At 51.3% G+C, this 22039-nt stretch carries 16 protein-coding genes and 1 tRNA gene; 11 read left to right on the forward strand and 6 right to left on the reverse strand.

The annotated features are described in order from the left end of the window. Nucleotides 1-28 precede the first annotated feature (28 nt). Nucleotides 29-2107: a lipid IV(A) 3-deoxy-D-manno-octulosonic acid transferase gene (waaA, locus tag EOE67_RS01980; protein WP_127697358.1), complete on the reverse strand. Its 2079-nt coding sequence runs from the start codon at nt 2105-2107 to the stop codon at nt 29-31. A 108-nt stretch (nt 2108-2215) separates the two neighbouring features. Here waaA and EOE67_RS01985 point away from each other — a divergent pair, with 108 nt between their 5' ends. Genes EOE67_RS01985 through EOE67_RS02010 form a run of 6 tightly spaced genes read left to right on the forward strand, consistent with a single transcriptional unit; the run spans nt 2216 to nt 7581 of the window. Continuing rightward, nucleotides 2216-3262, forward strand: a complete 1047-nt coding sequence (locus EOE67_RS01985; protein WP_127697359.1) for a hypothetical protein — start codon at nt 2216-2218, stop codon at nt 3260-3262. 12 nt (nt 3263-3274) lie between these two features. Continuing rightward, nucleotides 3275-3847, forward strand: coding sequence for a D-sedoheptulose-7-phosphate isomerase (locus tag EOE67_RS01990; RefSeq protein WP_127697360.1), 573 nt, complete (start codon nt 3275-3277; stop codon nt 3845-3847). Continuing rightward, nucleotides 3844-5289 carry a bifunctional D-glycero-beta-D-manno-heptose-7-phosphate kinase/D-glycero-beta-D-manno-heptose 1-phosphate adenylyltransferase HldE gene (hldE, locus tag EOE67_RS01995; protein WP_206099396.1) on the forward strand — a complete coding sequence of 482 codons (1446 nt, stop codon included), beginning with the start codon at nt 3844-3846 and terminating at the stop codon, nt 5287-5289. The genes EOE67_RS01990 and hldE overlap by 4 nt, the downstream gene beginning before the upstream one ends. A 6-nt stretch (nt 5290-5295) precedes the next feature. Beyond that, a complete protein-coding gene (locus tag EOE67_RS02000) occupies nt 5296-6405 on the forward strand; it encodes a glycosyltransferase family 9 protein (RefSeq protein ID WP_240652675.1) in 1110 nt (369 codons plus the stop codon). Between the two features lie 29 nt (nt 6406-6434). Next, a complete protein-coding gene (gene gmhB, locus EOE67_RS02005; RefSeq protein ID WP_206099397.1) occupies nt 6435-7043 on the forward strand; it encodes a D-glycero-beta-D-manno-heptose 1,7-bisphosphate 7-phosphatase in 609 nt (202 codons plus the stop codon). A gap of 16 nt (nt 7044-7059) precedes the next feature. After that, the gene (locus tag EOE67_RS02010) at nt 7060-7581 is read left to right on the forward strand and encodes a DUF1569 domain-containing protein (RefSeq protein ID WP_127697361.1); all 522 of its coding nucleotides are present in this window, start codon (nt 7060-7062) and stop codon (nt 7579-7581) included. Between the two features lie 191 nt (nt 7582-7772). On the opposite strand, the gene EOE67_RS02015 is transcribed toward EOE67_RS02010, so the two are convergent. From EOE67_RS02015 to EOE67_RS02025, 3 genes are all read right to left on the reverse strand, one after another. Continuing rightward, the gene (locus EOE67_RS02015; protein WP_127697362.1) at nt 7773-8495 is read right to left on the reverse strand and encodes an outer membrane protein OmpK; all 723 of its coding nucleotides are present in this window, start codon (nt 8493-8495) and stop codon (nt 7773-7775) included. Nucleotides 8496-8595: 100 nt separating this feature from the next. Next, entirely contained in the window at nt 8596-9279 is a 684-nt protein-coding gene (locus EOE67_RS02020) for a DUF599 domain-containing protein (RefSeq protein ID WP_127697469.1), read from the reverse strand. A gap of 47 nt (nt 9280-9326) precedes the next feature. Continuing rightward, nucleotides 9327-11216, reverse strand: coding sequence for an ATP-binding protein (locus EOE67_RS02025; RefSeq protein ID WP_127697363.1), 1890 nt, complete (start codon nt 11214-11216; stop codon nt 9327-9329). A gap of 133 nt (nt 11217-11349) precedes the next feature. On the opposite strand from EOE67_RS02025, the gene pyrC reads away from it, so the two are divergent. The 5 genes from pyrC (at nt 11350) to EOE67_RS02050 (ending at nt 17978) form a co-directional block, all read left to right on the forward strand. Then, nucleotides 11350-12384 (forward strand): dihydroorotase, encoded by a 1035-nt coding sequence (gene pyrC, locus EOE67_RS02030; protein WP_127697364.1) that lies wholly within the window; start codon nt 11350-11352, stop codon nt 12382-12384. 155 nt (nt 12385-12539) lie between these two features. Then, nucleotides 12540-14567: a tetratricopeptide repeat-containing sensor histidine kinase gene (locus tag EOE67_RS02035; RefSeq protein WP_127697365.1), complete on the forward strand. Its 2028-nt coding sequence runs from the start codon at nt 12540-12542 to the stop codon at nt 14565-14567. Between the two features lie 114 nt (nt 14568-14681). Next, nucleotides 14682-14758, forward strand: a tRNA-Arg gene (locus EOE67_RS02040). A 137-nt stretch (nt 14759-14895) separates the two neighbouring features. Continuing rightward, the gene (locus tag EOE67_RS02045; protein WP_127697366.1) at nt 14896-17046 is read left to right on the forward strand and encodes a TnsA endonuclease N-terminal domain-containing protein; all 2151 of its coding nucleotides are present in this window, start codon (nt 14896-14898) and stop codon (nt 17044-17046) included. A gap of 185 nt (nt 17047-17231) precedes the next feature. Then, nucleotides 17232-17978 carry a hypothetical protein gene (locus EOE67_RS02050; RefSeq protein WP_127697367.1) on the forward strand — a complete coding sequence of 249 codons (747 nt, stop codon included), beginning with the start codon at nt 17232-17234 and terminating at the stop codon, nt 17976-17978. Nucleotides 17979-18010: 32 nt separating this feature from the next. Here EOE67_RS02050 and EOE67_RS02055 read toward each other — a convergent pair whose 3' ends face one another. Continuing rightward, a complete protein-coding gene (locus EOE67_RS02055; RefSeq protein ID WP_127697368.1) occupies nt 18011-19612 on the reverse strand; it encodes an FAD-binding domain-containing protein in 1602 nt (533 codons plus the stop codon). A 148-nt stretch (nt 19613-19760) separates the two neighbouring features. Next, nucleotides 19761-21938, reverse strand: a complete 2178-nt coding sequence (katG, locus tag EOE67_RS02060; RefSeq protein ID WP_127697369.1) for a catalase/peroxidase HPI — start codon at nt 21936-21938, stop codon at nt 19761-19763. Nucleotides 21939-22039 lie beyond the last annotated feature (101 nt).

Raw genomic sequence — 22039 nt, forward strand, 5'->3', positions numbered from 1 at the left:
ACTAAAAACCGATTTTTATTGATGCCGACTATTCGCTATAGCCTTGTTTTAACAGTTGCCATTCAGCCGTAGTCACAAACCAGCTTTGGCCATTGTCCGCCGCTAAACCAGCCTCTTTATTCAATGAACGCTGTAACCGGGCCAACGTCTGCTCTTTCCAGATATCACCTTCTTGCTGCGCGCATTTATCAAAATCAATCAGCCAGAACTTGCCTAGTGGATCAAGCAAAATATTGTGGCAATTTAAATCCGAATGATAAATTTGCGCATCATGAAAGCGGCGGATCATCACGCCGATTTGTTGCCATTGTGCTGGTGTTAATGCCTGCTGACGCAGTAACTTCGACAGATCCAAACTACCGTCGACCAGCTCCAGCAAAATGTCGGCGCGATAGCTGATTTTTTGGGTTGAAAACAGCGCTGCGACTGGTCTTGGCACCGGCAACCCCAACTGATGCATTTGCTGTAGCAGCTGAAACTCGGCCATAGCCCGGCTTTGTGGCACCGGTACTTTCAGGAACCGGTCTTTGTTCAGTTTGCCAATCAGGCCACCGCGATAATAATGTCGCAGTACCCAGCGTTGTTGTTTCGCCTGCACAAACCAGACGGTGTTGCGGCCGGTCGATTGACCAATCACCGCATCAAACTGCAGCCAACTGTGTGGGTCGAAAAACGATTGGCTCGGTTTGCTAAAACCGCCCGCTTCCACCAACACCGGGTCGTACCAGATTTCATTCGCATCATCGCGTTTTACCCGGCGAATATCACCTTCGCTCGGTAGTAGTTGCAGCAGTTGTTGCAGGATGCGCGTGGTCGCGCCGCCATGTTGTTGATACAGCGCGAATCCACGTTCGGCTAATAATTGGCGCTGCGCTGGCGCCTGCAACAAGTCGATGGTGCTTTGGGCTAGTGTTTCCGCAGAATCCGCAAACACCACCGCCTGACGCTGACTCAGCCACTGAAAAACCTTCGCAAAATTGAACACATGCGGGCCGGATTGAATTGGCTTGGCCAGACTCATCGGCTCCAGTGGATTATGGCCGCCCCGTTCAATCAGCGAACCACCAATAAAAACGACATCTGCCAACTGATACCACAGCATCAGCTCGCCCATGGTATCGCCAAGCAGCACTTGCGTCTGCGCTGTGACGGGCTGTTCTAAACTACGCTGCGCCTGCGACAATCCGGCATCTGCCACCAATTTACTGACCACAGCAAACCTGTCCGGGTGGCGTGGCACTAAAATCAGCAAAGTATCAGGTTGCTGGATCAGTACTTGAGCAAAAGCCTGCAACAAAATTTCATCTTCACCGGCATGGGTGCTGCCAGCGACCCACACTGGCCGCGCGCCCCACTGGCTGTTGAGCGCTGCAGCTCGTTGTGTCAAATCGACGCTTTGTGTCATCTCAAATTTCAGATTACCGGTGTGTTGAATTTTCGCTCTTGAGGTGCCTGGGATCAGCGTCTGGGAAGAAGCGCCAATTAGCGCCAAAAAACGCCGCCGGCTGGCGTCATCCTGCGTCAAAATCTGTGACAGCTGCCGCAACATCGGTTGCACTAAAGCGCCAAAACGCCGGTAACCCCGCGCTGACTTTGCCGACAACCGCGCATTCACCAACACCACCGGCACATGTTGCGCATGAGCCTGCCGGACGAGGTTGGGCCAAAGTTCGGTTTCCAGCAGTAGGATCAGCTGCGGCACGAATTTGCGCAAAAAACGCCGGTTCGCACCAGGGGTATCAAAAGGTAAATAACAGTGATGGACTCTCGCGCCAAAAGCCGCCTGAATGCGCGCCGAGCCGGTTGGCGTGGTGCAAGTCACGGTGATCGGTAAATCCGGATATTGCAGCAATAACTTTTCAATTAATGGGGTCGCCGCCACCACTTCGCCCATCGATACCGCGTGCACTACAATGCCACCGACTGCCGTTGCCGGTACTTGTTGCCAGGCAAAACGCTCGGCAAAACGCTGGCGATAAGCCGGATCGGCTTTACTGCGCCATAAAAAAAATAGCAGCATCGGCAAACGCAGCAGGTAAATCAGCAGGGTATATAGCAGCAAACTCAGTCGGGACAAGGCAAAGGTACTTTTGAGAACAGAGACCATAGAATGATCATACTGGTGAAGTGCCTTGAATACCAGCCGCAGCCAATACTGTCAGCACCGAAAACCATTTGATATACTGCCGCCACCTGCTGTTACAAGTGCGATCCTATGCCCCAATCGAATGCAAAAATTCTGATGATCCCGGTTTCCAGCCCACAAGGCATCGGCGAATATATGCGCTCGTTAATTATTGCGCAGGCGCTGCAAGCCAAATGGCCGTCGCTCGACATTCAGTTTGTGCTGAATAAACATGCGCCTTCGGCCGCCAGTTGCCCATTTCCCACGCATTTATTAAACAATTCCGCCACCAAAGAAAAAGCGGCGGTGAATGCGTTACTGCAACAGCTGAAACCTGACTTGGTGATTTTTGATTGCTCCGGCCGCGCATCTCAAGCCAGACAAGCGAAAAAACTTGGCGCCAAAGTGGTGTTTATCAGCCAGCATCAGAAAAAACGCGCCAAAGGTTTTGCGCTTGGTCGGTTACCGGCACTGGACGCGCATTGGATCACCCAGTTTAAATTTGTCGATGGCGACTTATCGCCGCTGGAACGCTTTAAACTGCGATTATTCAAAAAAGACCCGCCACTTTTTACTGGCCCGGTGTTTAGTACGCCAAATCCTGAATTGCCTGCTGAATTTGCCATGCTGACCGGTAAAAACTACAGCGTCTGGGCCGCCGGTGGTGGTGGCCATCAGGTGCAGGGCAAAAGTGCGACGGAAGAGTTTTATCTGGCGGCGCTGGACGTGGCGACGCCTGAACAGCCGGCGGTTTTGGTGTCTGGAACCAATTTCACGAAGGAACTTCAAAGCACTGAGTCCGTGCTGGTGGTGAAATCACTGCCCAATGTGCAGTTGATGACGTTATTAAAGCAAGCCGCGTTGGTGGTTTCCGGTGGCGGCGATATGATGGGTCAGGCGATTGTGCTTGGCAAAAATATCGTGGCGGTGCCGGTGGCAAAAGACCAACCGGACCGGGTGCTGGCCTGCGCCGCGCAAGGTTTGATTTACCCTGCTACTTTAGCCAAAGCCGATATAGTGGCACAATGCCAAAAAGCTCAGCGCACGCCACTGGCGATACAATATCCGGCAGAACCCGGCTTGCAACTGGTGCTCGCCGATATCGCCCGATTGCTGGACCTGCCCACAGTCTCTTAAGGAAACAAATTGATGAATCAAACTGCCAGTTTTTTTGCCGCCCTTGAGCGTCACCGCGCGGTGTTTGCCGCGGTTGAACAATATGCTGAACAATCGCAACAGTTGCTGGATGCGGTACTGAATTGCCTGCAAGCCGGTGGCAAAGTGGTGTGGATGGGCAACGGTGGCTCCGCAGCCGACAGCCAGCATTTAGCGGCAGAATTTATGGTGCGCTACAAAGCCGAACGCGGTCCGCTGGCGTCTATTGCACTGACCACTGATACCTCAATTTTAACCGCGCACGCCAATGACTATCATTTTGACACGGTATTTTCGCGCCAGGTACAAGGTTTAGTCCGCCCGCAAGACGTGGTGATTGGCCTGACGACATCGGGTAAAAGCCCAAATATCAACCTGGCACTGCAAGCTGCCAACGACATTGGCGCTTTTACCGTGGCGCTGACCGGCCGTGATGGCGGCCTGGTAAAAGATATCGCCAAGTTACCGATCATTGTGAATTTCGACGAAACCGCCCGCATTCAGGAAGTGCATATGTTTATTGGCCATTGGCTCTGTGAAGCGCTGGATCTGGAAATAACCGCATGATTGATATCACCAAACTCAATCAACTCAGTGCTGCCCGCGTGCTGGTGGTCGGCGATGTGATGCTGGATCGCTATTATCAGGGCGATACGCAGCGGATTTCGCCGGAAGCGCCAGTGCCGGTGGTGAAAATCAGCAAAATTGAAGATAAAGCCGGTGGTGCCGCCAACGTCGCCCGTAATATCGCGCACTTAGATGCCAAAGTCGGTTTGCTCGGGCTGATTGGCGATGACGCCGAAGGTGACAGCCTGACCCATATTTTGGAGCAGGACGGCATTTATTCAGCGCTATTAAAACAACCCGACTTGCCGACGATTGCCAAAATGCGGGTGATTTCGCGCCATCAACAAGTGGTGCGGCTGGATGTCGAGCAAAACTTCAGCCTGGCACACAGCGAAGCTTTAGCCGATAAAGTAGAAGCTTTGCTCCCGGATTACGATTTTGTGCTGGTCAGCGACTACAACAAAGGTTCCTTAGCCGCAGTGGGCCGGATCATTCAAAGCGCGAAAGCTGCCGGTAAATACGTGTTGGTCGACCCGAAACAAGCCGATCTAAGCGTGTATCGCGGCGCTGATATTCTGACACCGAACTTATCCGAATTCCGTCTGGCCGGTGGCGATACCAGTAGCGATGAAGCGATGTTTAGCTCTGCCCGCGCTATGCTGACACGCTGCGGTATTGCGGCCATGCTGCTGACCCGCTCTGAGCAAGGCATGACGCTCATCACGCAAAACGATCACCACCATTTCCCGGCACAAGTGCTGGAAGTTAGTGATGTGACCGGCGCTGGTGATACCGTGATTGCGACATTAGCGGTGATGTTAGGCGCTGGGATGGCGCTGCCACAAGCGGTGGAAATGGCCAATTTAGCCGCTGGTATTGTGGTTGGTAAACTGGGCGCGGCCACGGTATCCCCAACTGAACTTGCCAGCAAACTCAATAAACACTTGTTTTCACAAGGCGATGTTTATCAGACGCCTTTTGACAAAGTGCTGCAGCATATTGAATTTGCAAAGCAAAATGGCGAGCGCATTGTATTCACTAACGGCTGTTTTGATATTTTACACGCCGGTCATGTGCGCTATCTGGCACAGGCCAAGGCGCTCGGCGACCGCTTGGTGGTGGGCCTCAATAGCGACGCTTCAATTAAACGCCTCAAAGGCGAAACCCGGCCAGTCAACCCGCTGAATGAACGTGCCATTGTACTGGCAAGTCTGGCAAGTGTCGATTGGGTGCTGCCGTTTGGTGACACTGACGCCGAGCACGACACGCCGTTGCAACTGATTTTGCAAGTGAAACCGGACGTATTAGTTAAAGGTGGTGATTACAGCATCGAGACCATCGTTGGTGCGCCAGAAGTGCTGGCTGCTGGCGGTGAAGTGAAAGTGCTGCAGTTTGTTGATGGTTGTTCGACCAGCGCCATTATTAAAAAAATTCAGGGATAACGGATTTTGACCGAAGCTTTTGTAACCGCTGTTTCCCCTGCAATCACGCAGCCGCTGCAGTCGATTTGTATTTTACGGCTGTCCGCCATCGGCGATGTGTGCCATGCGGTCGCGGCGGTGCAAGCCATTCAACAACATTACCCCAAGGCGCAGCTGACCTGGATTGTCGGCAAAGTCGAAGCCATGTTACTGAAAGACCTGCCCGGTGTGGAGTTGGTGGTATTTGATAAAAAACTCGGTTTTAAAGCTTATGCCGATTTAAAGCAAAAGTTACAAGGCAGGCAGTTTGATGTGCTGCTGCATATGCAGGTCGCGCTGCGGGCCAATCTGGCGTCTTTGGTGATCAATGCCAAACGTAAAATTGGCTTTGACTGGTCACGCGCCAAAGAGCTGCATGCGCTCTTTATGCGGGAACGCATTGCACCGCAAGCGACACCGCATGTGCTGGACGGTTTTGCTGGTTTTGCTAGGCATCTGGGCGTGCCGTTTCTGCAAAACCCGACAGATAAACCGCAGTGGCAAATGCCGCTCAGCCAAGCCGATGTCGATTTCGCCACCGCGCAATTACAGCCATTTCGCGACCAGGGCACCAGTCGGTTTTTAGTGATTTGCCCGGCCGCTTCCAAAGCCGAACGTAACTGGTTGCCGATGCGTTATGCCGCGATCGCCGATTATGCCGCCAATTTAGGCTTTGTGGTGTTACTCTGTGGTGGCCCAACGGCCATGGAATATCAGCTGCGGGATGATATTTTGCAGCAAACGCAAAGCAATGTTGTTGATTTGGTTGGTAAAACCACGCTGAAACAATTGCTGGCACTGTTACAACAAGCCTCGGTGGTGATAGCCCCCGATACCGGTCCTGCGCATATGGCGGTGACAGTAGGCACGCCGGTGATTGGGCTGTACGCGCATAGCAATCCGGATCGCACCGGACCTTATTTGTACCGCCATTATGTGGTCGAGGTTTATCACGACGAGTTATTGCGTCAGACCGGCAAAACCGCGGCGCAGCAGAAATTCGGTAAGCGGGTCAAAGGAAGTCAGCTAATGGCACAAATTGAAGTGGAACAGGTAAAAACCATGCTGAATACCCTGATAACGCAGGAAAAATTGTAATGACAATGGACAGCAATGAGGTGCGCAATATGGATATTACGCAAACTGATACTGCAAGTACGCCGGAAGCTTCGGCAGCAAAAGAGCCGCTGCGTAAAGCGGCCTTTCTCGACCGTGACGGCGTGATCAATATCGACCACGGTTATTTACATCAGCCAGAACAATTCGATTTTATCGACGGCGTGTTTGATGCCTGTCGTCATCTGCAAAACCTCGGTTATTTACTGATCGTGGTCACCAATCAATCCGGTATCGCCCGTGGTTATTACACTGAACATCAGTTCGCACTGCTGACCAGCTGGATGAAACAACAATTCGCCGCCCATGGGGTGAAAATTGATGGCGTGTATTATTGCCCGCATCATCTGGAAAAAGGCCACAACCCTTACAATATCGACTGTGATTGTCGTAAACCTCGCCCGGGAATGCTGACGCAGGCGATCCGCGAATACGGCATCGATCCTGCGCAAAGCCTGATGCTGGGCGATAAAGCCGCCGATATGCAAGCCGCCGCTGCCGCCGGGGTGGCGCGTAAGGTGTTGGTATTGTCCGGACAAGCGCTCAGTGAAGAAGACAAGCAGCAGGCTGATGAAGTTTGGCCTTCGATTTATACCGCGCTGACGGCGGTGCAAGCCTGACAAAACGGAGGCAGTGATGCAGCGCAGAACATTTTTACTGGGTAGTACCGCGCTTATCGCAGTGTCCGGGTTGGGACTTGCCGCTGGCAAAGCGCTGCATACCTATGATTTAGCGACGTTATTACAGCAACTGCAAGCTTTTCGCGGCAAAGAAATCAAGCACAGCGGCGCCTGGTCTGCCTCTGAAGTCTTCCAACATTGTGCACAAAGTATTGCCGGTTCGCTGGATGGTTACCCAGAGCAAAAGTCGCCGTTGTTTCAACTCAGCATCGGCAAGTTGGCACTGAGTACCTTTCAGGCCGCCGGTGCCATGCGACATCCGCTGGCTGAACCAATTCCGGGTATGGCGGTATTAAATTCACAACTGCCGACCGCTCAGGCACTGGAACTGCTGATCAGCCAGTTAGAACGGTTTTTGCAAAACACAGATGAAATGCTGCAACCCCATTTTGCGTATGGCACCCTCAGTAAATCAAATTACCAAGCCGCCCACTGGCTGCACATCAGCCAACATTTGTCAGAGTTAACAGTCACTTAAAACCCAATTTATTGACGACTTGCCGAAGGCGATTTGATGTGACTCTGCACGGCGGCGTACTGCCTTCGGCGAGTACGCCCTACGCTCAAGACACCTAAAAGTAGGGCGTACTCACCGCGTCAGCGGTAGTACGCCGAAGGTGTCATTCACCGTGAAAAATCAACCGCGTGCGACTTCAACAAACAGCGAGGCTAAAACAACCATTTCAGCAGAAAATTCACATTCACTTCGTTGCTTTTAACCGCGGCGCTATTTGGGATATGGTATTTATTGCGCCACAAATTGATTTCGGTGCCTAAGTAAACCTGATCCTGCACGCCCAGCCAATGCTGGATTGGGAATTTCAGCTGCGAGGTGAAATTCACGCTGGTGGCTTTTTCACCATGCGCGCTGCTGTAATCAATAAAACCGTCGTATAACGCCGCTTGCGCGCCGAATTGCAGCGGCAAAGCCCAGGCTAAAGTCGCCTGATAATTGTTGGCGCCAATATCATTCTGCCGCCGGTACACATTCAGCTGGGTGAATTTCATCCCCGGAATAGCTAAATCCAGCCCAACACCATACAAAAAATTGGTAAAACGCTCGCCTTGTTCGATGGTGCCCGCTAACAACACATCTTTAAACAAACCACCAGCAAGCTGCCACGAGGTATTTTTACCCAGACTCAACCGCGGCGACCATTCGCCATAAGACAAATGATCTTTTCGGCTGCTGACGCTGTGATCGATAAACAAAAAACTATCGCCCCAACTGGTATTGGCGGCGTGTTCCAGCGTTAGCACATGGCGTTTGGGGTCGCCAATCCGATATTCAGTACCGTATAAATAAGTCAGGCTGGCTTGTTGCCAATTGACGGCGGCATGACTGTTGAAACAACAGCCTGCCAATAAAGACCACAGCATCGTCGTTTTCATCGCGGACACCTACCAGTGAGCAGAAACTCAGTGTGGCTGATGCACGCCAATAGCGCGAATCTGAATGATGAAAATACCCGCTTTGAAAACGAAGCTGAACTCAGACTTCCTGCAATGCTTTCAACGCTTTGGAGTGAAACTCACGGTGTTTCATCACCAGCAGCACAATAACGGTGGCTAACATAAACAGCCAAACATTGATAAACCACGCCAGCGCCGCCAGTGAAAAATAGATAGCGCGCAGGCCATAGTTAAAAGAATGCGCGGCTTGATCAATCACTTTCGCAGCGCGGTTGGCGTACAGTTGCAACTCGTCTTCCGACAAATTATGACCTTCAGGCGCAGCGCCAATCAGCACCCCTCCAAAGCCATACTGACGCAACGACCAGGTAAACTGGAAAAAGGTGAAGACGTAAATCAAGCCTAAAAACAGCAACTTAAACTGCATCAAGCCATCCACATGATCAAGCCACGGCATCACTTGCATCAATACCTGGGCAATTTTGTCGCTGGAGGCGATGGCGGTTAATAAACCGGCGAGGATCAACATTGAACTGGAGGCGAAAAAACTGACGTTGCGCTCCAGCGTCGAAATCAGCGCTACATCGGCCATTTTGTTATCGCGGGTCAACATTTGGCGCATCCAATCGGTACGTTTACGGCGCAGCTCAAATGACAAACAACTGACAGTGCGCGCTTTGCGTTTGGCGAACAAGGTATAGCCCACCCAAAGTGCAATAAACCACAGCACCGCCACCACATCTATCCACGGAAAATCTTGCATCACTCGGGTTGACTCCACGCTACGAAGAAAAAAATCAGTTCAGGCCGTTATTGCACCGGTAAATCAATATAAAAACAAGCACCTGTTGGTGAATTTGGCTGATAGCCAATTTCGCCGTTCATCCGCTCCATCAGCTCTTTGCTGATCGCCAGACCCAGCCCAGTGCCGCTCAGCCGTCGGGTGGTAGAACTGTCGGCTTGTGAGAATTTTTGAAACAAGCGTGGCACAAAATCAGCGGGTACACCGGGGCCGCGATCGGTCACCGACACCCGCACTTTCAGACCAATCAACCGCACTTCAAGCAGCACCAGGCCTTGCTCCGGCGAAAAACGAATGGCATTTGCCAGTAGATTGGCAAACACCTGCTGCAGACGGTGTTCATCCACCAGCACCTGGATGTTGTCGGTCAGATCGGACTGAATTTTAAGCTGCACGCCAGACTGCTGCGCCAGCGGTAAGTTACGGTTTTTCGCCTGTAATACCAACGGCATGATGTCGAGCAGTTGCATATAGAGCTGCATTTTACCGGCGGCCAGTTTTTCAATATCCAGAATATCGTTAATTAACAATGACAATTGCTGCCCATTTTGCTGGGCGATATCCAAAAGTTGCTGCTGCGCTGGCGCCACTTCACCCACGACACCGGCGGCAAGTAACCCCAAAGCGCCGTTAATTGCCGTTAACGGCGTGCGCAATTCGTGGCTGACGGTGGACACAAACTCATCTTTTAACTGCTCAATCCGTTTGCGCTCGGTAATATCGCGGATCAGAAACACCGTCAGGCCTTGCTGCTGGTGATCGATATAGGTTTGATTCAGTTCGATTAAAATGGCTTGGCCGCCCTGATGCAGCGCCGTCAGTTCCAGCATGGCATCCTGCGGTATTAGTTGCGGCGCCTCCACAAACAGCTGCTGATAATTTTTACCGCGCAACTGCTCCTGTTGGTAACCAAACAAGATCAGTGCTGCCGGATTGACCTGCTCAATCAGCCCGGCTTTATTCACCACCACAATGGCGTCGGCCACGCTATTGAGCACGGTCCGAAAATAAGCTTCACTTTGTTGCCAGGCATCGGCGGTTTGCGCCAGCCGCCGATTCGCGACAAACACCGACAACACCAACAACCACAACATCAGGCAAATGCCCCAGCAAATCAGCCGCACCAGCCAGCCCTGCAACAAGACCGGCGACTCCAGTGCTTGCGCCGTCAGCTGCCAGCGGGCATCAGCTACTTTTAAATCCAGTAATATGGCGTCAGCATTAAACAACGCCGGATCGCCAAGCAGCATGGTGCTAATCGCTTGTTCATCGTTCCGGCGCAGTGCCACCTGTACGTCCAGTTCACTGGCGCGGTTTTGCAGCACCTGCCAAATTGACTGAATATTCAATACCGTACTGACAATGCCCCAATAACGATCATCGGGCAAATACACCGGAATCCGGTGAATAAAGCCAACGCCGCCCTGGACTAAATTCACCGGTCCGGCCATTTGGGGTGTGCGCTGTTGAATGATCCGGGCGATATCCGGCCACTGATCGGCAATGTCCGGATAATAAACCCCCAGCACACTTTCATTGCCAAGTAACGGATAGACATAAGAAATTCGGTTGTCAGGCGCAATCGACATATTGCGGATATGCCGGCCTTGCCGGACCAGATTTGGCAGTAAAATGTCGAATTCGCTGTCCCGCACCTGGCCTTGGGATGCCTGAATGTAAGCGGCCAGACCAAAACTTAAGTTCAGCGGGCCGTTCATTTCCGATTCGATCATCGCCCTTAACTGACCTGCGGCAGCGGCCACCTGGCGCATACTTTGGTTATGCTGCTTGGCGCGCTCCTGAAACACCAGATATTCGGTGATACCCGCCAGACCGAAAAATAATAAAACCAGCACCGTCCATTGCCAGCGAAACAGAGGTCTGGATTGTACTTTCATGCAGTTTCCTGATGATCGAGAGATGACCGCAGGCGTGTGCGCTGCGACAAGCTACTGAACAGGCTTGCAGGTTAATGATACACTTAGCCGGATTTTCCGGCAGATAAAATTTAGCAAGCGCGAGGAGCCTTCTGTGACCACACTGACCATCCAAACCCCTGACGACTGGCACTTACATTTTCGTGACGGCGATATGCTCAAAGAAACCGTCGCCGCCACCGCCCGCTGCTTCCACCGCGCTGTGGTGATGCCAAATTTAGTACCGCCAATCACCACCGGCGCACTGGCCACCAGCTACCGCGAACGCATTCTCGCCGCCCGGCCGCAAGGCAGCAATTTTCAGCCGATCATGACCATTTATCTGACCGACCAAACCACACAGCAAGACATCGCCGACGCCAAAGCCGCCGGTGTCTTAGCCGCTAAAATGTACCCGGCCGGTGCCACCACTAATTCACATTCGGGTGTTTCCAGCTTAAGCAGCCTGTATCCGGTGTTAGAAGCCTTGCAACAACACGATATGTTATTGCTGGTACACGGCGAAGTCACCGAAGCGCACGTCGATATTTTCGACCGCGAAAAAGTGTTTATCGACCAGCATTTGTCGCAAATTGTCGCGAACTTCCCGGAACTGAAAGTGGTGCTGGAACATATCACCACCGCCGATGCAGTGGAATTTGTCAGCAACAGCTCAGCCAAAGTCGCCGCGACTATCACGCCGCAGCATTTATTGCTGAACCGCAACGACATGCTGGTCGGCGGTATTCGCGTCCACAATTATTGCTTGCCGGTTCTCAAACGCAGCACCCACCAACAAGCGCTGCGTGCAGCTGTAAAAAGTGGCAACCCGAAGTTTTTCTTAGGCACCGATTCCGCGCCACACGCCAAACACCGCAAAGAAACCGCCTGCGGCTGCGCCGGTTGTTACAGTGCCTGGAGCGCGATTGAGTTATACGCGCAAGTGTTTGAAGAGCTGGACGCGCTGGATAAATTCGAAGCCTTCGCCAGCCACCATGGCGCCGACTTCTACGGTTTACCACGCAACAGCGGCAGCATCACCCTAGTGAAAGAACAGTGGCAAGTACCAGACGAAATCACCTTGCCCGATGGCTTGCCAATTGTGCCGTTTTTTGCAGGTCAGACGTTGCGCTGGAAGTTAAAAAGCTAAGTAGAAACCAACACCGCCTGCAGCGCAGCAGGCGGTATCAGACTGGCAACTGCCCGTATCAAAGCTATACTGCAAAAATCTGCTTTTTCTGAATCTCCATCGTGAAAAGACTCAGCTACGGATTGCTGGCATTATATTGCAGCGCCGTAGTTGCCATGCCAGAACCAGAATTTAATCAATTACGCCAGACGGTATTTGCAGCCGCCCGCCAAGACTATCTGAGCGGTATTCAGCGGATTGATGAAATTTTGCAGCAGCAATCGAAGCTGCAACTGACGCTGGAACAACAAATCCGCCTGCTGTACAGCAAAGCCGAATACACCTATAGACGCAGTGAAACCAACGCCGCTATCACCATTTTGGCACTGGCAAAAGAGCGTAGCCTGGCTTCAACAGACCCGTCCATTTTGTATAGTTACCACAATATCCTGGCCAGTATTTTCGCAAATCTGGGGGTCTATCAACCGGCGCTGCAACACTACCGGCAGGCGCTGGAAAAAGCCCGGTTTTTACCGGACAGCTACTATGCCCGGCAAACTGAAAACAATCTGGCATTAATCCTGACCAAACAGCGCCAATTTGCCGAAGCCAGGCGTTATTTCGAGCATTTTTATCAGCACGGGATTCAGACCAATGATCCATCCATTCAGGGCGTCGCATTAAATAATTTAGGCGAAGTGGCACTGGATGAAGGCAATATCAAACTCGCCCGCGATTTACATCAACAAGCCCTGGCGCTGCGTCAACAGCATCAATTACAGCATCATTATTCCTGGTCGTTTTTAAATCTGGCCAAGGTGGCAAAAGCAGAGCAGCAATGGCCCACTGTCATTGAACTGGCGCGCAACAGCCTGCAACTGCGCGAAGGCAAGCTGGATCTGGACTTGCTGGAGCCCGGTTTGTTACTGGCGGAAGCCCTGGCAAAAACCGGCCAGCTGGCACAAGCGCAGCAGCAACTGACCCAAAGCCTGGCCATCGCCAGCCAGCGGCAACATGCCGAATGGTTATTGCGGGGCTGGCAAATGCAGGCCGAATTGTACCGGCAACAACAGCCGGAATTAGCATTGCAGGCCATGCAACAAGCACTGACGGCCCAACAAAAATTAGCCGAACAACGGTATGCGCTGTCGATTGCGCAAAGTGCGGCCGAACTGGGCTTAGTCAGCCGGGAAGCGGAGTTACAACAAAGCCAGCGGCAGCACGAATTAGCGCAGCTGGCCGCGACGGCGCAACAACAAAAGTTGTGGCTGGGCATCGCAGCCGCAGTGCTGATTTTATGTATGACACTGTTCTTTGTATTGAAAATCCGCCGCCAAAACCGGGCACTGCAACAAAGCCTGGATCATTTGCAAAGCACCAGACGCCAGTTGGTCGAAGCCGAAAAAATGGCAGCCTTAACCAGCCTGGTGTCCGGGATGGCGCATCAGCTGAACACGCCGTTGGGCATTATTTTAACGGCGGTCAGCGGCTGCCATGAGCACATAAAACGGCTGCAGCAGAAGTTCGACGCCAAAACTTTGTCCGCCACCGATCTGCAACAAGGTTTGCAGGAAAACCACGATATGCTGCAACTGGCAGAGCGCAGCACCATCCGCGCCGCCGAATTGGTACAACGTTTTAAACAAATTTCCGCCCAGTTTGAACAAGCTGAACCCGAACCCATTACGCTGCAACAGCATCTGCCGGATCTGATGCACAGCCTGTTGCAGAGTTTTAACCCAGTACGCCCGGTGAAACTGCTGCTCGATGGCCCGGAATTAACCTGGATCGGTTATCCGGCGCAGCTGAACAAAGTGCTGACCGCACTGACCGAAAACGCCTTGTACCACGGCCTGCCCGACATCGAGCAGCCGCAAATCTCCTTAAGCTGGCAACTACAGCAGGCGGAAACGCCGACTGGACCAGAAGCGCAACAATTGCTCCTGCAGTTTGCCGACAATGGCCACGGGATCCCACCAGAGCTCGCCGCAAAAGTTTTCGACCCCTTCTTCAGCACCAAACTGGGCCAGGGCAGCCTGGGACTTGGTCTGAACATCGTGTTTAACACCCTGCAAAACCTGCACGGCCACATCAAACTCGCCCCCACCACCGCAGCACAACCCGGTTGCACCTTCGTGCTAACCCTACCACTGGACATCCGGCACAGCCGCAAACCAAAATCCGCAGCTGCTTTAGTCGGATAACTCACCCCGCCAACCAAACTGCTCAAATTTTGACTCATCAATCACGAAACTACGCAAAGCCAGATTTTGCGGCTGGACAACCACCCCAAGGCACAATACAATGCCCACCGTCGCGCACGCATAGCTCAGCTGGATAGAGCGCTGCCCTCCGGAGGCAGAGGTCTCAGGTTCGAATCCTGATGTGTGCGCCATAAATGTCAAAACCACCCTTGCGGTGGTTTTTGCATTTATTGTCGTTTTAAGCATAAGTTGAACTTTTTTAACCATAACTTGAACTTCTGTAGTTTTATGCCACGCTTATGTAACTTTGTTACGAGAGTGACTGGACGTGCAGAAGCGGAAAATAACTAAGTCTGCAGTTACCAATATTTTCAGGTTTGTCTCCTGCCACAAGCCCGACTCTGTCACCGTCGAAGGTTACAACGAATTCATCGCTTGCCACTATTTTGAATTCTCTCCTCTGGTTGTCGATTTTGAAGCTCAACCTCAAAAGTTTGCATTTCCAATAGAAGGCACAAATCGCCCTCTCATCTACACCCCTGATTTTTTGGTTAGATTACATAATCAGCAGGAAGTCTATTTCGAGATTAAACCCCATGACATAACCCTCACAGACAAGTTTAGTCAACGGTGGGCGTTGTTACAAAAGACATTTGCTGATAGAGATCTTCGTTTAGAGCTGGTGACTGACAGACAGCTAAAACGTGGTGAGATGGCCGAAAACCTCAAACTAGCTCATAGATATATGAACTGTGCCCCCAATACAGCTGAACAAGAAAACATCCTGAAACTCATATCGAAATCCCCGATATCAGTAAGTAGCTTATCCCAACAACTTCAGCTGCAGGAAAGTGTGACAATTTCATACTTACTCAATCTGGTCACCAAAAAGCAGCTGTCTTTCCCACTATATGCACCGTTAGATTCCAATACCGTATTTCATCGACCACCGCCTGTGATTGAGTGCAATATGGATAAAGTCTTTGAACAAATATTTCCTGTGCCGGATCATATTATTCACGACGAACTTAAAGAAGTTTTTCGTAAGGAGGTGAAGCAGCATTTAGATGACGCTGATTCCTATGAGCATTTAGATGCATTACCAGAAAGAGAGCGTGAACAAGCTATATTCCGCTGGAAAGTACTCAGTAAAGTAAGCGGATTATGCAACGGAGTACTTTCAAACCAACGCCTTGCTTCGATCTATAACGAACTCGAAACAGAATTTGCCGAGAAAACACCATCCATATCTTCAATTAAACGTTGGGCCAAAATTTACGACGCGTCAGGCCGTTCGATAAAGGCATTGTCACCGAATATCAGTGAACGTGGTAACAAAACGCATAGGTTATCCATAGAAATGGAGGAGCTCATTCAACAAGCTCTGGATCGAATTAAAGACACCAAGTCAGGCGCAATATCCAGCGCTTACAGTTATCTCCAGCACCTAGTTTTCCAGTTTAATCAAAGGTCTGGTTTGAAACTCAAAGCCCCCTCAATTCAGACTTTTTGGGTACGCTTCAATAAAATTTCGCCTTATGAAATGGCGGTAAAATGCAACGGCAAGTTCAAGGCGGCTAAGGAATTCAAAAATATTGCTGAGATGGTAAAAACCAATCGCCTGCTGGAAAGAGTCGAAATTGACCATACCCAACTCGATTTTTTTGTTGTCGAAAAAGAAAGTTTTATCCCGCTTGGAAGGCCTTGGGTGACAACGCTGTGTGATGTACATTCGCGCTCTGTACTTGGTTTCTATATCGGGTTCACACCTCCTAGCTTTGTGTCTGTGGCGAGAGCTTTGAAGCATGCTCTTTTACCCAAAGACTATGTATTAAGTAGATACCCTGACATTAAGAACTCTTGGTTATGCTTCGGTAAACCGGAGCTAATAGTATCTGATAATGGCAAGGAATTTGATGATAGAGACTTCAAGTTAGCACTGAGCAAGCTTTTAATTAATTCAGGCAAGAATCCAACTGCAACCCCCTACCTGAAGCCAGTCGTCGAGCGGTACTTTGGAAAGCTAAATTCAGAGTTACTCCGCGCACATCCAGGACATACCTTAGCAACATTGAAACGTTCTAAGGACTATAACCCGGCGAAGAACGCTGTAGTTGATATGGACAGGCTACTGCATATTGTGCACATTTGGATTTGTGATATTCACCAAGCAGGCCCCAACTCTAGACGTGACCGTATCCCTAATCTTACATGGGTCAAAGCTTTAGATAAATTTGCCCCAGTTCAGCATAATTATGATGCTGAAGAGTTAAATCTGATCTTCTGCCGGACCCTTACCGGTAAGTTGAGACAAAATGGAGTGGAGTTCAAGCGCCTCCAATACTCCTGTGATGCATCGGCCGAACTCCGAGGTCGCGTTGGTGATCATCAAGTAACATACAAAAAAGTACCTTGGGGGTCAGGTCTTGCTTTTTGCCATGCACTTAGCAAAAGTACCTTGGGGTCACAAAAGACCTGACCCTCGACGCACTGTAAAAAAAGCGTGACGCTTTCTTTCTAATAAATGACCAATCAGAGTGCGACCCTGAAAGACTTTTAGCTCTCTCACGAGCGCTTCTCCCGTTTACTGAAAAACCAACATTGCCCAACCACCGCCATTTTAGCTAACATGCGCTCCCGACTCTGGAAACGCCTGCACCCCTTATGAAATGGATTTTTCTGTCCCTGTTTATTCTGACACACAGCCCGCTATGGGCTGCAGAACAATATACTAAAACGAAATGTGACCAATTAAAGCAGCAAAAAGAGCAGGTTCGCAAACGCCTGAATGCTGGTTATGGCTTTGCTGAAGGCGAGCGGTTGGATAAGCAAGACCGTGAGTTATTTCAGAAAATTGCAGCGCATTGCACCTCGCCGGTTACCGATACTTCATTAGATGAAGCGCCGAGCGATGGAGCAGGCGATGAACAAGAAACGTCTCAAAACCGTCGTCCAACGCCATCAAAATATGCGGATGTCTCACTGCAACAGATGCCAGCCTGGTCTGGCCGCAATGCTATTTTTAAAGGAGATAAAGCCGCCGCCTGGACCGAGTTTTATCAGGTGCCGCGCCACTGCCGTCAGAAAGAGTTGTCTGAAGTGGAATTTGTGCGATGCGCCGATCACAAATCGCAGCAACGGCAACTGTTTGAGCAGAAGTGGCAACGGCTGAAGTTTAGCCCGCTGAACATTAATTCAGCCCAAGCGATGCCGTCGCAAGCGCAGCGCCAGCCGATACAAAATGTCGTGACGGCTTATACAGTGGAACCCAAAACCTCTGCCAAGGCTCCGGCAGCGCAACCATCGGCCAGCCGTTATGTCGAAAATATCCAACAACAATTCAACTGGGTCGGCATGGCAATTATTGGCATATTGGCGGCCTTGAGTTGGCTGATTTGGCGCAAGCTGTAGCTTCAATTGGAACGCAGGCATACGCCAGGCGACTAATCAAACAGACTCAGTTGCCCGAAATCATCATGGCCCGCTGCTGTTGGGTTTTGCGCTGGCTTTACCACCACTGCGCGGGATGAGGTTTTTTGAGCAGTGCCTTTCGCTACTTTCCCCGCTACGCCGCTGCGTAACAACGAAATTTCGTCTTTGGCTTCACGGTGACTACTGACAAAATCAACCAGCGGCAGCGGATAACCGTGCGCGCCAGTGCGAAGTTTCATCTGAGCTGGCATCCGCCAGGGTTCAAAAATCCACACATTCGACACCTGCCCCAATTCCGGCAGCCAACGCCGGACAAAGATGCCTTCCGGATCCAGGTCTTGCGCTTGCTTTACCGGATTGTAAATACGCAGCACCTGTTGGCCGGTGGTGCCGCTTTGCATCTGAATTTGCGGGTAATGAATGCCGGGTTCAAAGTCGACAAACAACGTTGCCAGATAGTCGGACACCGGCTGCCATGGCAGTTTTAAGGTGTAACAAGCGACGGACACCAACATGGCGCGCATCCGGAAATTCAGCCAGCCGTGGTAAATCAGATAACGCATACAGGCATCAACCAGCGGCCAGCCGGTTTTGCCTTGGCTCCAGGCGATAAATCTACTTTCATCCCAAGGCCGCTGTAGCGCGTCGTATTTGCGGTTGAGGTTCACCAGTCCGGCGTCCGGGTTACTTTCGAGCTTCTGGATAAAATAGCAATGCCAAACCAGCCGCGAGCGAAACGCCGACAGGTTGCGACACCAGAGCCGATCGGGGTGATGTTGCAGCGTATAATCCAGCCGCGTCAACACCTCACGCAGGCCAACAGTGCCGTAAGCCAGATGTGCACTGAGCCTTGAGCAACCACTTTCGGCGGTCAGTGGCGAGCTAATTGACGACTGATAACGTTGACTGCGCTGCGCCAAAAAACTATCCAACAACGCCAAACCCACTTGCCGTCCACCTGGCTGCCGACCGGGACAGGTATATTCGTCATTACAGATTTGCAGTGGCAACTCGTTGATGGCCATTACCTTTGCGGTAATACCATTGTTAACAAGCTCTTGTGCGACTATTTCGTCGGTATTCGCAAACTGCACCGCAGCCGGAACCGGCAATAGCGGTTGTTGCGACCATTGCTCCCAGTGCAGGTGCCAGGCGTCGGCATTTTTGTCTGTTGTTTTAGTTTTGCTTTTTGCTGATTTGTTTTTGCGGGAAGGCCTGCGCACGCCATTTTGCGCCGATTGATGCCAGGCAATTGCCTGCTGTTTACACCAAACCGCCACCTGAATATCCCGTTGATAAGTCCACAGATTGCCGGTTTCTTCATGACTGTACAGCTTAAAAGTCCCCACCTTTTGCTGCAGCAGCGTTAACGCTTCACCAACCGAACTGCGTAAGATCAGCAAACTGCCACCAATTGCAGCGAGTTGTTGCTGCAGATCCAACAACGAATCCCGCACAAACAACCACTGCCGATTGCTGGTTTCGGCCAATTGCCAATAATCGTCTTCCAGCACATACAGACAAAGCACAGACCCGTGCTGACTGGCCTCCAGCAATGGCCGGTGATCCGCTATACGAAGATCACGTTTAAACCAAACCACCTGCACTGTCATGCTTTTTCCTGGGATCTAGCCGTATGGGGGTGAACGAAGTTGTATCGCTGATGGCGGTTAAACGGCTTGATGGCGGAAAAAGATCAGCAAAAAAGAACGCCAGTCTTCGGGACTGGCGTTGTTGGTTAATGCTTTTAGTAGGTTTTAATCAAAAGCGGTCAGCGTTCATCACTTTGGTCCAGGCTTTGACGAAGTCGCGGACGAACTTCTCTTTGGCGTCGTCCTGGGCATAAACTTCTGCATAAGAGCGCAGTACCGAGTTCGAACCAAACACTAAGTCGACGCGGGTGGCGGTATACTTCACCGCACCAGTTTGCCGGTCGACAATCTGGTACAGGTTTTTACCGGCCGGTTTCCAGCTGTAAGCCATATCAGTCAGGGTGGTGAAAAAGTCGGTGCTAAGCACGCCAACTTTATCAGTGAATACACCATGTTTGCTGCTGCCGTGATTGGCGCCGAGCACGCGCAAACCGCCAACCAGCACGGTCATTTCCTGCGCGGTTAAGCCCATCAGTTGCGCCCGATCCAGCATCAGCTCTTCCGGTACAGCGGCGTAATCTTGTTTTAACCAGTTACGGAACGCATCGTGAATTGGCTCCAGTACCGCAAAAGACGCGGCATCAGTTTGCTCGGCCGTAGCATCACCACGACCCGGCATAAAGGGCACTGTGATCGCAAAACCAGCTGCGCGGGCGGCTTGTTCTACTGCCGCGGTTCCACCCAACACAATTAAATCAGCGATACTGACTTTTTTACTCAGACCCGCCTGCAACTGAGCCAACGTCAGCAACACTTTATGTAACCGTGCCGGCTCATTGCCTGCCCAATCTTTTTGCGGTGCTAACCGGATACGGGCACCGTTGGCACCACCACGGAAATCAGAACCGCGGAAGGTCCGTGCACTGTCCCAGGCTGTTGCTACTAACTCAGCTAACGGTAAGCCAGTAGCCAGAATTTTCGCTTTGAGCTCAGTCACTTCAGCATCTGATAACTGATAATCCACGGCTGGGATCGGGTCTTGCCAAATCAAGTCTTCAGACGGTACATCCGGCCCCAGATAACGGGCTTTTGGCCCTAAATCACGATGCGTTAACTTAAACCAGGCGCGGGCGAAAACTTCGTCAAAATAGGCTGGATTGGCGTAAAACTTCTCCGAAATCTGGCGATACGCCGGATCCATTTTCAGCGCCATATCGGCGTCGGTCATCATTGGGTTACAACGAATGGACGGGTCTTCCACATCCACCGGTTTGTCTTCTTCGCGAATACTGACCGGCTCCCACTGCCAGGCTCCGGCCGGGCTTTTGGTCAGTTGCCAGTCATAAGTGAACAACAGATAAAAATAACCGTTGTCCCATTTGGTTGGATGAGTGGTCCAGGCGCCTTCGACACCGCTGGTGACGGTATTGCGGCCAATACCACGGCTTTGATGGTTCATCCAGCCAAAACCCTGTTCATGAATGTCCGCACCTTCCGGCGCCGGGCCTAAGTTGGCAGGGCTACCGTTGCCGTGCGCTTTACCCACGGTGTGACCACCGGCAGTTAACGCCACCGTTTCTTCATCATCCATCGCCATCCGCGCAAAAGTTTCGCGCATATCGGCGGCGGTTTTCAGTGGATCCGGATTGCCATCCACCCCTTCCGGATTAACATAAATCAGTCCCATCATCACTGCGGCGAGTGGGTTTTCCAGCTTGCGATCGTCGCTGTAACGGCTGTTCTCGTTGGCAGTTGGCGCCAGCCATTCTTTTTCTGAGCCCCAGTAAATATCTTTTTCCGGATGCCAGATATCAGCACGGCCACCGGCAAAACCAAAGGTTTTTAAACCCATTGATTCATAAGCCATATTACCGGCCAGGATCATCAAATCGGCCCAGGATAATTTGTTGCCATATTTGCGTTTGATTGGCCACAACAAACGGCGGGCTTTATCCAGGTTGCCATTGTCTGGCCAGCTGTTCAGCGGCGAAAAACGTTGATTACCGGTACCGGCCCCACCACGGCCATCAGCGATGCGGTAAGTTCCGGCTGAGTGCCAGGCCATCCGGATCATCAGGCCACCGTAATGGCCCCAATCCGCCGGCCACCAGGCCTGGCTTTGGGTCATCAGTGCTTTTAAATCGGTTTTAACAGCGGCCAGATCAAGAGATTTAAAGGCTTCGGCGTAGTTAAAGTCAGGGTCCATCGGATTGGTTTTATGATCATGCTGGTGCAGAATGTCGAGATTCAAAGCGTTCGGCCACCAATTCTGGGTCGAAGTCGTGGCTGAGGTGTTGGCCCCGTGCATCACCGGGCATTTACCTTTGCTAGCTTGTGGATTATCCATGGTGTAGATCCTTTAGTTATGATTTGAAGCAATTTATTGATTGCTTAGAGCGGTACACGTCATTAAAGGTAGTCGTAAAATAGAATGAGCTAAATCAATTT

This window comes from Rheinheimera riviphila, assembly GCF_004005945.1.
GTDB lineage: Bacteria > Pseudomonadota > Gammaproteobacteria > Enterobacterales > Alteromonadaceae > Pararheinheimera > Pararheinheimera riviphila.

Bases quoted from the DNA above. Each gene is read 5' to 3' on its own strand.
- gmhB (WP_206099397.1), top strand. From the start codon at position 6,435: ATGGATATTACGCAAACTGATACTGCAAGTACGCCGGAAGCTTCGGCA.
- waaA (WP_127697358.1), bottom strand. From the start codon at position 2,107: ATGGTCTCTGTTCTCAAAAGTACCTTTGCCTTGTCCCGACTGAGTTTG.
- EOE67_RS02015 (WP_127697362.1), bottom strand. From the start codon at position 8,495: ATGAAAACGACGATGCTGTGGTCTTTATTGGCAGGCTGTTGTTTCAAC.
- hldE (WP_206099396.1), top strand. From the start codon at position 3,844: ATGATTGATATCACCAAACTCAATCAACTCAGTGCTGCCCGCGTGCTG.
- EOE67_RS01985 (WP_127697359.1), top strand. From the start codon at position 2,216: ATGCCCCAATCGAATGCAAAAATTCTGATGATCCCGGTTTCCAGCCCA.
- katG (WP_127697369.1), bottom strand. From the start codon at position 21,938: ATGGATAATCCACAAGCTAGCAAAGGTAAATGCCCGGTGATGCACGGG.
- EOE67_RS02010 (WP_127697361.1), top strand. From the start codon at position 7,060: ATGCAGCGCAGAACATTTTTACTGGGTAGTACCGCGCTTATCGCAGTG.
- EOE67_RS02035 (WP_127697365.1), top strand. From the start codon at position 12,540: ATGCCAGAACCAGAATTTAATCAATTACGCCAGACGGTATTTGCAGCC.
- EOE67_RS02050 (WP_127697367.1), top strand. From the start codon at position 17,232: ATGAAATGGATTTTTCTGTCCCTGTTTATTCTGACACACAGCCCGCTA.
- EOE67_RS02025 (WP_127697363.1), bottom strand. From the start codon at position 11,216: ATGAAAGTACAATCCAGACCTCTGTTTCGCTGGCAATGGACGGTGCTG.
- EOE67_RS02055 (WP_127697368.1), bottom strand. From the start codon at position 19,612: ATGACAGTGCAGGTGGTTTGGTTTAAACGTGATCTTCGTATAGCGGAT.
- EOE67_RS02020 (WP_127697469.1), bottom strand. From the start codon at position 9,279: ATGCAAGATTTTCCGTGGATAGATGTGGTGGCGGTGCTGTGGTTTATT.
- EOE67_RS01990 (WP_127697360.1), top strand. From the start codon at position 3,275: ATGAATCAAACTGCCAGTTTTTTTGCCGCCCTTGAGCGTCACCGCGCG.